Raw genomic sequence first — 10277 nt, forward strand, 5'->3', positions numbered from 1 at the left:
GGGGGCATGAGCTCACGCCCCGCCGCCCTCCTGGACCTCGACGGCACGCTCGTCGATTCGGTCTACCACCACGTCGTCGCCTGGCAGGACGCCCTCCGCGAGGTCGGCCACGAGATCCCCGCCGTGCGCATCCACGCCGGCATCGGGATGGGCGGCGACCGCCTGTTGCCCTGGCTCCTCGGTGGCCACGACGCGGACGGGACCGAGGAGGCCGCGGACGGCCACCGTCGACGCTTCCTGGCCCGGGCCGACGATCTGCGGCCGACGCCGGGGGCGCGGGAGCTGCTCGAGGACCTGCGGGTGCGCGAGGTCCCGTTCGTCATCGCCACCTCCGCCGGGGAGGAGGAACGCGAGGCGCTGCTGGCCGTGCTCGGCGAACCCGACCTGCCGCTCGCCGGCGCGGGTGAGCACGACAGCAAGCCGTCACCCGAGACGCTGATCGCCGCCTGCGGTCAGCTGGGGGTGACCCCGGACCACGCGGTGCTCGTCGGCGACTCGCCGTGGGACGCCATCGCCGCGCGCCGGACCGGCGTCCGCCCGATCGGGGTGCGCTGCGGCGGCTTCGGTGACGAGGTCCTGCGCGAGGCGGGGGTCACGCGCATCGTGGATCACCCGCGCGAGCTCATCGGCCAGCTCTGACGGGCTGGTCGTCCTCGCGGGCCGCCTCACCTCGCGGCGGCCGCGGGGTCAGGAACGCCACGGGCACGCTGATGTCGAGCTCCGCGGTCCTCACGGTGGCGATCTCGCGGCCCGGCTGCACCGCCGCCTGGGGTGCTCCGGTGACCCCAGCGAAGACCCGCAGGTCCGGGACGGTGAAGGCCAGCCCCGCGAACACGGCCGGGCCGTCGCCCGCGGGAGCGATCGGGCCGATCAGCTCGAGCAGGCTGGTGCCGAGCTTCCAGAAGCGGTACCGGAAACCCTCGTCCCCGCGTGCGGCGTCGATGGTGCGACGTGGCTCGATGCCGAGAGCGATGATGGCTGCGGAGGTCCGCTCGACGTCGGGCGTCGCCACGACGAGGTGGTCGAGGGCGACCACCGCGTACCCACGGCCCGTGGCGGTCGCATCCGGATCCTGCTGGCGGTCGCCAGCGGTGGCCGGGGCGAGCCCGTCTACCGCGTGATCGATGCGCGGATCGAGCTCCCACCCGAGGATGCCGCGCGGGCCGTCCGCCCCCACGAGCCGCACGGTCACGCCACCCACGGTGAGGTGATCGCCGACGACGGGAAGACCCATCTCGGCCCAGGCGGACGGCTCGTCGCCGACGACCAAGCCCGTGAGCCGCAGCGTTCGTCCCACCCCAGCCGCCTCATCGCCCGCGCACCCGACGCGATCGCGGTCGGTCGATCGAGACTAGGAGCGTGAACGTCGACGGCCAGGGCCCTAGGGCACTCATGACCGGGCCTCCGGTCCCGACCGGAGGCGGCCGAACGGCCGTCCGCAGGGGGTCCGGGCAGCGTCAGCCCTTGAAGGTGGACGACCCCGCGTCGCCGAACGGCGCGTCCCGCTCGCGGACAGCCTCGCGGAAGCCCGCATCGGCCGCGCGGCGCTGGAAGGCGTACCCCTCGGCGGTGTGGCGGGTGATGCCGTCGAAGACGGTGCCGAGGAGCTGGGTCTGGTGCAGACCCTGGCCGTAGAGGGACTGGTTGACCAGGTGCTTCATCATCGCCAGCTGGTTCCAGGGCACGCGGGCGATGCGTTCGACCAGGATCTCGGTGCGCTCGTCGAGGTGGTGGGCGACCCCCAGACCCGGGACGGGGGGTAGCCGATCTTGGCGTCCTCGGCGATGACGAGCAGGTCGCTGCAGAGCGCGAGGTCGGTGCCGCCGGCGACGCAGAACCCGTGGACCTTGCAGACCACCGGGGTCGAGGCGTGGAACAGCGACATGAAGGTGCGCACGTTCCGGCTCATCATCGCGTGGTCGACCATCGGGTCCCAGGTCCCCTCCGGGTCGTGGTTGGCGGCCACGACCGCGGGGTCGATCGGCGATCCGGGCGGCGGGGACACGCGGTCGTCACCGAAGCGGCCCATCCCCTCGGCGCTGTCCACGAGGTCGTAGCCCCCGCAGAACCCCTTGCCGTTCCCGCTCAGCACGATCACGTGCACGTCCGGATCGAGGTCCGCGCGCTCGACGCAGGTGCCGAGCTCGGCGATCAGGCGCGGGGTCAACCCGTTCCCGCGCTCGGGCCGGTCGAGGGTGATCCGCGCCACCCGATCGGCCACCTCGTACTCGATCGTCTCCAACGCTTCCACGGTTCGCTCCCGACGTCCGGCACCGCACCGTAGGTCACCCGGAGGCTGGTCCTTGGACCCTCGCCCGCAGCGCCTGCTGGACGTACCTTGGACGCGGCCCCCCGTGCGGGGCGGCCACGCCCGAGGAGGGCTCGCCGTGGACACCTCGACGCTCGTTCCCGCACCTGTCGCTCGCACGAACGACGGATCGCCGCCCACACCGCGCCGGTGGGTGCGGCTGTTCGAGGAGGGCGGCGCCGACCAGCGCGACCTGCTCGGCGGCAAGGGCGCGAACCTCGCCGAGATGGTGCGGATGGGCCTGCCGGTCCCCCCCGGTTTCACGGTGACCACCGAGGCCTGCCGGGCGACCACGGCGGCGGACGGCACCGCGCCGAGCGAGCTCGCCGACGAGGTGCGCTCCGCCATCGCTCACCTCGAGCAGGTGACGGGCCTCGGGTTCGGTGACCCCACCGCACCCCTGTTGTTGTCGGTCCGGTCCGGTGCCAAGTTCTCCATGCCGGGGATGATGGACACCGTCCTCGACCTCGGCCTGAACCCCGAGACCGTCGCCGGGCTCGAGGCGAAGACCGGCGACCGGTGGTTCGCGCTGGACGCCTACCGGCGCCTGCTGGACCTCTTCGGGCGGGTCGTGCTCGGGGTGCCCGAGGAGCAGTTGTCCGCCGCGGCGACGCCGCTGCTCGAACGCCACGCCGTCACCGACCCGAGCGGTCTGCCGGTGGAGGGGCTCGAGGAGCTCATCGCGGCCTACGACGCCGCGATCGTGGCAGCGACCGGACGCCCCTTCCCGACCGACCCGTGGGAGCAGCTCGACGCGGCGATCCTGGCCGTCTTCCGGTCCTGGAACGGCAACCGCGCCGTGACCTACCGGCGCATGGAGGGCATCTCGGACGATCTCGGTACCGCCGTGAACGTGCAGGTCATGGTGTTCGGCAACGCGGGTGACGACTCCGGCACCGGGGTCGCGTTCACGCGTGACCCCGCGACCGGCGAGGCACGCCCGGTGGGCGACTTCCTCCTGCACGCCCAGGGGGAGGACGTCGTCGCCGGGACCCGGACCACCGAACCGCTGTCGCACCTCGGCGCGGTGTTCCCCGAGTGCGAGGTCGAGCTGCTGGAGGTCTTCCGGCGGCTCGAGGAGCGCTACCGCGACCTGTGCGACATCGAGTTCACCATCGAGCACGGGACCCTGTACGTCCTCCAGACGCGGGTCGGCAAGCGGACGGCGCTGGCGGCGCTCCGGATCGCGGTCGAGCTCGTCGACGAGGGGGTCATCGAGCCCGCCGAGGCGGTCGCCCGCTTCACCCCCGACCAGCTCGAGATGCTGCTCCACCCGCGCTTCGACCCGGCCGCCAGCTACGAGCCGGTCACGCGGGGTCTGGCTGCCTCCCCCGGTGCTGCCGCCGGGGAGGTGGTGCTGACCGCGGACGCCGCCGTCGCGCGCGCCGCCGAGGGCGTCGACGTGCTGCTGGTACGGCCGCAGACCTCGCCCGAGGACCTGCACGGGATCCTGGCGGCACGCGGGGTGCTCACGAGCCGCGGCGGACTCGTCAGCCACGCCGCCGTGGTCGCCCGCGGGATCGGCAAGCCCGCCGTCTGCGGCGCGGCCGACCTGGTCGTCGACCCGGACGCGGGCACGGTCACGATCGGCGACGTCGTCATCCACGCGGGTGACACCATCTCGATCGACGGGACCAGCGGCGACGTCGTGGTCGGCGAGGTCGCCGTCGTCGCGCCCGCCGCGCCGCCCGAGCTGGTCCGCCTGCTCGGCTGGGCCGACGAGGTCCGCGAGCTGCGGGTGCTGACCAACGCCGACACGCCGGAGGACGCCCGGGCAGCGTTGGAGCGGGGCGCGGAGGGCATCGGCCTGTGCCGGACCGAGCACCAGTTCCTCGGTGACCGGCTGCCACTCGTCCGCCACGTCATCCTCGCCACCGACGATGCCGATCGGGACGAGGCCATCGCCGACCTCTACGTCCAGCAGCGGCACGACTTCGTCGAGCTGCTCGAGGCGGTCGACGGGCTGCCCGTGACCGTGCGCCTGCTCGACCCCCCGCTCCACGAGTTCCTCCCGCGCGTCGAGCAACTGCTGGTCGCGGACGCGACGCGTGGCCTGTCGGAGGAGGAACACCACCTGCTCGACGGGGCGCTGGCGTGGCGTGAGGACGATCCCATGCTCGGGATCCGCGGCGTCCGACTGGGCCTGCTCCGGCCCGAGATCTACGCGGTCCAGGTGCGGGCGCTGCTCGACGCAGCGGTAGAACGGTCCGCTGCAGGCGGTGATCCGCAGGTGCGCATCATGATCCCGCTGGTCAGCGCTCCCGCCGAGCTCGCCGCCGCGTTGGCGGCGGTCCGGGCGGTGGCTGCGGAGGTGGAGGCGGCTGCCGGCCACCCGCTCAGCTACGAGGTCGGCGCGATGATCGAGACCCCGCGCGCGGCGCTGCTCGCCGGTGTCATCGCCGAGCAGGTCGACTTCCTGTCCTTCGGCACCAACGACCTGACCCAGATGACGTTCGGGTTCTCGCGGGACGACGTCGAAGCCCGGCTGCTGCCCCCGTACCTCGCCCAGGGCATCCTGCCCGCCGACCCGTTCGAGACCATCGACGTCGACGGCGTGGGCGAGCTGGTGCGGACGGCCGTGGAGCGCATCCGCGCGACGGACCCGACGGTGGACATCAGCGTCTGCGGCGAGCACGGTGGTGATCCGACCTCCGTGGGCTTCTTCTCGGCGGTCGGGTTCGACGACGTATCGTGCTCGCCCTTCCGGGTGCCCGTGGCCCGCCTCGCGGCGGCGCACGCGGAGCTCGGACTGCTCGGTCCCGCCAGCCACGACGCCTCCGTCTGACAGGACACCCCGTGGAACGTCCGCTCTACGCCTACGACTACGCCGACGTCCCCTACGACGACGCCATCGAGCTGCTCGCGACCGATCCGGAGCGCCTGCTCCAGGACGCGACGGATCGTTCGGCGGCCCACGCCGAGGAGGTCGTCGGCAACCTCGCGGTCGACCTCGGCGGCTTCGAGCTCGGCCGTGACGTGGTGATCGAGCTCGATGCGTTCCAGCCGGTCGAGGTGCTGCGCGGCGTCCTCCCCCTGCGCTGGCGGGCGGCGCGGGGGCACCTGCTGTTCCCCACCGTCGATGCCCAGCTCGAGATCACCGCGCTGTCGCTGTCGCCCCCGCGGGTGCAGGTCGCCCTGACCGGCAGCTACGACCCGCCCTTCGGGGTCGCGGGCGACCTGCTCGACCGCGCCGGCCCTCACCGGGTCGCGGAGGCGGTCGTGCACCGCTTCGTCCGCGAGGTCACCGCTCGGCTCGAGCTGATCGCCGGCGGCTCGGACCGGTCGAGCCGCATCTGACCCGTCGTTGCCGAGCCGTCCGCCGCCGGCGCCTACCCGGCCGCTCGACGGAGGACGAGCCGGGCCTCGTGGCGGTCCTCGTCGGTCCACCCCTCCTCGAGGGCGATCACCTCGAGGGCCGCGTCGGCGGCGGTGAACCGGTCGGCGAGCTGCGCCACCTCGCCGTCTTCGAGCAGGAAGTGGCGTGGCGGCCGGTCGTGCCGATCGAGGTTGCTGACCGTCGCCTGGCACAGCAGCAGCGTGCCGCTTGGCGCGAGCTCGGCGGGGAGCCGGGACCAGACGTCCCGGTCGAGCCAGTGGGTGACGACGATCACGTCCCAGGGGCCGGCGGGCAGCGGGTCCCGTGACAGGTCGGCGCGCACCACGTCGAGGCTGACCCCGGTGTCGATCGCGCGCCGCGTCGCTTCGGCGCACGCGGTGTCCGACACGTCGACCAGCGTGACATCGAGGCCGCGCGCGGCGAGCCACAGCGCGTGCCGGCCGGTGCCTCCGGCCACGTCGACGGCGCGACCGGAGGTCGGCAGCAGCGCGTCGTTCGCGGTGAGGAAGCTCGACGGGTCGGTCGGGGCCGTGCCGCTACCCACCGCGTCCGCGTGCTTGCGGTTCCAACGCGCCCGTGGGTCGTCCGGCGGCTCCACCTCGGCTCCGTCCCGTCGAGAGGTCAGGTGAGCAGGGTCCGCACGTCCAACACCAGCGTGGTGGCCAGCAGCGCCACCACGATCAGGATGAACGCGGTGTACGCCCACCGTCGTGACCAGTCGGCGAGCCAGACGCGGCGCAGGCTGACGACCGCCATGACGCCAGCCACGATCGACAGGACGATGGCGATGGGGGTGGCGACGACCCCCAAGCCGGTGATCAGCGGCGCCGTGGCCGGGATGATGGCGTAGGTGATGACGCACCGGACCGCGGAGATGGCCAGCGACCCCTTGAGCGGCATGAGCGCACGGGGTTCAGCGTGTTCGACGCGCAGCAGCTGCCGAGCCAGGCGTTCGGCCGCCGAGCGGGGCGGTGCCTGCACCGGGGTGATCATCGCGGGTGTCGTCCTCCGACCGGCGCGAGCGTGCGCACGGGCGGCGCGAGGGTACGGGAGCGGGCGGGGTGCCCCGCACCGAGGCGAGGACGGTCGTGGCTGGAGCCGGGACGGGGAATCGAACCCCGGACCTATTCATTACGAGTGAATCGCTCTGCCGACTGAGCTATCCCGGCGTGTGCGGTGCGGATGCTACCGCCCGGACGGAGGAGACGATCAGCTGGCGGCGGCCTGGGCGTACAGCGGCAGCGCGATGGCGAGCAGGAGCCGTTCGAGCTGGAGCTCGGGAGCGCCGTTGCGATCCAGCGCCTCGCGGCACCGGGCGATCGCCCGCAGGCCCTGGACCGCGGCGGGCGGCGGCAGGCGGACCGCGTCACGCTGGAGCGAGGCGAGGTGGTCGACGTTGATCACCTGATCGGGCCCAGCTCCCGATGCGACGGCGAGCAGGTCACGCAGCTGGCTCGCGAGCGTGTCGAGGAGGGTGTCGAGCGCGCGACGCATCTCGGCCCGCTCGAGCCGGGCGTGCCGCTGCTCGAGCCGCTTCTTCACGCCGGTCGGCCACCCGCGTCCGCGTTCGTCGACGCCGTAGGACTCCTCGTAGCTCGCGAACTCGGCGAGGTGCTTGTCCTTCAGCGGGGCGACCCGTCCACGCGCCCACGCCGTCAGCTCCTTGGCCAGCGGGACGACCAGCCCAGGCCCCCCGGTCGCGAGCCGGTCGAGCAGCGCGAGGTGCTGCCAGCGCGCTTCGGCGAGCTCGGGGTCGGCGAGGTCGCGGAGCCGCTCGGGCGAGCCGAGCGACGCGCGCGCCAGCTCGAGGGCGCGGTCCGCAGGGACGCCGAGCTCGCGGGTGGCGAGCTGGGTCAGCGCGTTCGGCCCCCACGGCACGACGTCGAGCCGGCGGCAGCGCGACAGGATGGTGTCGAGCAGCGCGGACTCGTCCGAGGCTTCGAGGACCCACACCACCGATGGGGGCGGCTCCTCGAGGATCTTCAGGAAGGCGTTCTGCGCCGACTCGTTCATGCGGTCGGCCGCGACCACCCGCATCACCCGTCGCTGCCCCTCGGTGAGGGACCGCGACGCGGTGGTGATCCAGTCGTGGACCGCGTCGACGAGGTGGAACTGGCCCTCGGGCTCGAAGACGTCCACCGCTGGGTGGACGCCACGTCCGATCCGCAGACACGTGGAGCACTCGCCGCACCCGGCGTCGGCGGATCGGTCGGGGCAGTTGAGCGCCGCGGCGAGCGCCCGGACCGCTTCGGGCTGCCCCACGCCGGTCGGACCGACCAGCAACCAGGCGTGCGCGACCTCGTCGCTCCGCAGCGCGGCGCGGAGCGCTTCGACCGCAGCGGGCTGCCCGAGCACCTCGTCCCAGGTCACACCGTTCACGAAGGTTCCTCCCGGCCCCGGGTCTCGACCGGCAGGGCGGTCGTCTCGGCCGCGGACACGGCCGTCGTCTCCGCCGTCGGCAGGGGCAGCGTGCCGTCCGGGCTCGGGGTCGGGTCCGGGATCGGACCCGGATCCGGGTCCGCGACGGCGCCGCCGTCCTCGGGGCTGGTCGGTGGGCGGTCGCGGTCCCGGTCACGCTCGCCGAGCAGCTCGAGCGCCACGTCCCGGATGCGGTGGTGGAGCTGTTCGACCGGTCGCGTGGCGTCGAGCACGAGGTAGCGGTCCGGGTCGAGCTCCGCGCGGGCGCGGTAGGCAGCAGCCACGGAGCGGTGGAAGTCGAGCCCTGCAGCCTCGAGACGGTCCGGGGTGCCGCTGTCGGTGGCGCGCCGGAGGCCCTCGGCCGGATCGACGTCGAGCAGGACCACGAGGTCGGGGACGACCTCGCCGGTCGCCCAGGCGTTGAGGTCGGCGACGGCCCGCTCACCGAGCCCTCGGCCCGCACCCTGGTAGACGATCGAGGAATCGACGTACCGGTCGCACAGCACGACCGCCCCCTTCTCGATGGCGGGACGGATGACCTCGTCGACGTGTTGCGCACGTGCCGCGGCGTACAGCAACGCTTCGGTCCGGTCGCTCATCTCGTCGGACGAGCGCGAGAGCAGCACCTCGCGGATGCGCTCGCCGATGGCGGTACCGCCCGGCTCCCGCGTCACCACGGCGTCCCAGCCGGTGCGCTCGATGGCTGATCGCAGGAGCCGGATCTGGGTGGACTTCCCCGAGCCGTCGCCACCCTCGAAGACGATGAAGATGCCGTGCCGAATGAGCGGTTCGACGGAGGAGTCGAGGTCCAGGCCGGGTTCGCTCGTGATGGCACGGTGGAGGGCTCTCCCGGTCAGCACCGCGCCGGTCAGCGCCAGCGCTCCGGCGATGAGGATCGAGATCCGGATGCCCCCGAAGGCGTACGGGTAGAAAGAGCTGCCCGGCTCCGGGCGCTCCCGGCCGATCGCGCCGACGAACAGCGGCACGGCGAGGGTGGCCCCGAACAGGGCCACGCGGACCCCGGAGTTGAACGCCGCGAACGTGCGCCCGCGGATGGCGTCCCCGGAGCGCTGCTGGAGCACGGTGTAGCCGACGATGAAGGCGACGCCGGCGCCGATGCCCATCGTGAGGGCCGGGATCACGGCCCAGCCGAGCGACGGCATCGGCGCGAGCGCCAGGAGGGAGACCCCCGCGATCCCGATCCCGGGGGCGAACAGCCGCTCGGGCTCGATCCGCTGGCTGAGCGGCGGCGCGAGCACCAGACCGCCGATGAGCCCGATGCCGACCAGCCCCACCAGGATGCCGAAACCGGACTGGCCGGCGTTGAGCACGCGGGCGAAGAACTCACCGACCGAGATGACCACGCCCGCCGCCGCGAACGCGACCATGACGCCGACGATCAGCGCGCGGACGACGGGCTGGCGCGCGATGAAGCGGAACCCCTCGAGCAGCTGCTCCCAAGGCCCGGGAGGCTCGGCGCCGTCCGTGGTCGCCATCGAGGTGCCGTGACGCGCCGCGGGTGGAACCTCGAGCCGCGCGAGCAGCGGTGCCGAGATCCAGTAGGAGAAGGCGTTGACCCAGATGGGCAGCGCGATGGGTCGCTCGGCCAGGAACGACCCCTCGGGGGCCAGCGTCAGGGCCAGCGCCACGAGCGCCGCGTTGAGCAGGGCGCCGATCGGCAGGGTCCCGTAGGTCGACAGCAGGTTGATCTGGTTGGCCAGCACGAGCTCGCTGCGCTTGACGAGGGACGGGAAGACCGCGTCCTTGGCCGGCGCGAACAGCGACGACATGCCCTCGATCACGAGCGTGGCGAGCACGAGGGTGAACACCTCGTTGGTGAACGGGATCAGCACCATCACCAGGCCCCGACCGAGGTCGGTCCCGATGAGCACGTGCTTGCGGTCCCACCGGTCCACGAGGACGCCCGCGACCGTGCCGAGCAACAGCGACGGCAGGACCCGGGCCATCATGACGCCGGACACGGCGAACAGCGCCGCGTTGCCCGGACCGAGGATGTCCGCCGTCAGCGTGATGATGGCGAAGAACCCCATCCAGTCGCCGACCGCGGAGCTCAGCGTGGCGAGGGTGAGGTTGCGGAAGCCGCGGTTCTTGAGCAGGCCGACGTAGGCACTTGGGGCGACTCCCCCGAGCACCGATCCGCCTGCGGGGGGGTCCCCCGTTCCGCTCGCGTCCATCGCGGGAGCCTACCCCTCG

Annotated in this window: 8 protein-coding genes, 1 tRNA gene and 1 pseudogene; 3 read left to right on the forward strand and 7 right to left on the reverse strand. The window is 73.2% G+C overall.

What is annotated here, in order from left to right; genetic code table 11:
* The first annotated feature begins 6 nt into the window (after window positions 1–6).
* Entirely contained in the window at window positions 7–639 is a 633-nt protein-coding gene (locus tag WEB03_RS13145; protein WP_368071363.1) for an HAD family hydrolase, read from the forward strand.
* Here WEB03_RS13145 and WEB03_RS13150 read toward each other — a convergent pair.
* Window positions 623–1297, reverse strand: coding sequence for a VOC family protein (locus WEB03_RS13150; RefSeq protein ID WP_368071362.1), 675 nt, complete (start codon window positions 1295–1297; stop codon window positions 623–625). The two genes, WEB03_RS13145 and WEB03_RS13150, sit on opposite strands and share 17 nt — an antisense overlap.
* A gap of 160 nt (window positions 1298–1457) precedes the next feature.
* Window positions 1458–2251, reverse strand: a pseudogene (locus WEB03_RS13155) (enoyl-CoA hydratase-related protein).
* Window positions 2252–2387: 136 nt separating this feature from the next.
* Here WEB03_RS13155 and ppdK point away from each other — a divergent pair.
* The gene (ppdK, locus tag WEB03_RS13160) at window positions 2388–5093 is read left to right on the forward strand and encodes a pyruvate, phosphate dikinase (RefSeq protein ID WP_368071361.1); all 2706 of its coding nucleotides are present in this window, start codon (window positions 2388–2390) and stop codon (window positions 5091–5093) included.
* 11 nt (window positions 5094–5104) lie between these two features.
* Window positions 5105–5605, forward strand: a complete 501-nt coding sequence (locus tag WEB03_RS13165; protein WP_368071360.1) for a hypothetical protein — start codon at window positions 5105–5107, stop codon at window positions 5603–5605.
* A gap of 32 nt (window positions 5606–5637) precedes the next feature.
* On the opposite strand, the gene WEB03_RS13170 is transcribed toward WEB03_RS13165, so the two are convergent.
* From WEB03_RS13170 to tmk, 5 genes are all read right to left on the reverse strand, one after another.
* Window positions 5638–6243 (reverse strand): class I SAM-dependent methyltransferase, encoded by a 606-nt coding sequence (locus tag WEB03_RS13170; protein WP_368071359.1) that lies wholly within the window; start codon window positions 6241–6243, stop codon window positions 5638–5640.
* 23 nt (window positions 6244–6266) lie between these two features.
* Window positions 6267–6638, reverse strand: a complete 372-nt coding sequence (locus WEB03_RS13175) for a hypothetical protein (RefSeq protein WP_368071358.1) — start codon at window positions 6636–6638, stop codon at window positions 6267–6269.
* 100 nt (window positions 6639–6738) lie between these two features.
* A tRNA-Thr gene (locus WEB03_RS13180) sits at window positions 6739–6814 on the reverse strand.
* Window positions 6815–6854: 40 nt separating this feature from the next.
* Complete coding sequence (locus WEB03_RS13185; RefSeq protein WP_368071357.1) at window positions 6855–8024, reverse strand: ATP-binding protein; 1170 nt, start codon at window positions 8022–8024, stop codon at window positions 6855–6857.
* On the reverse strand, window positions 8021–10216 hold the full coding sequence (tmk, locus tag WEB03_RS13190; protein WP_368071356.1) for a dTMP kinase: 2196 nt from the start codon (window positions 10214–10216) through the stop codon (window positions 8021–8023). Before tmk ends, WEB03_RS13185 begins: the two co-directional genes overlap by 4 nt.
* Between the last annotated feature and the right edge of the window lie 61 nt (window positions 10217–10277).

It is taken from the genome of Nitriliruptor sp., assembly GCF_040882075.1.
Lineage (GTDB): Bacteria > Actinomycetota > Nitriliruptoria > Nitriliruptorales > Nitriliruptoraceae > Nitriliruptor.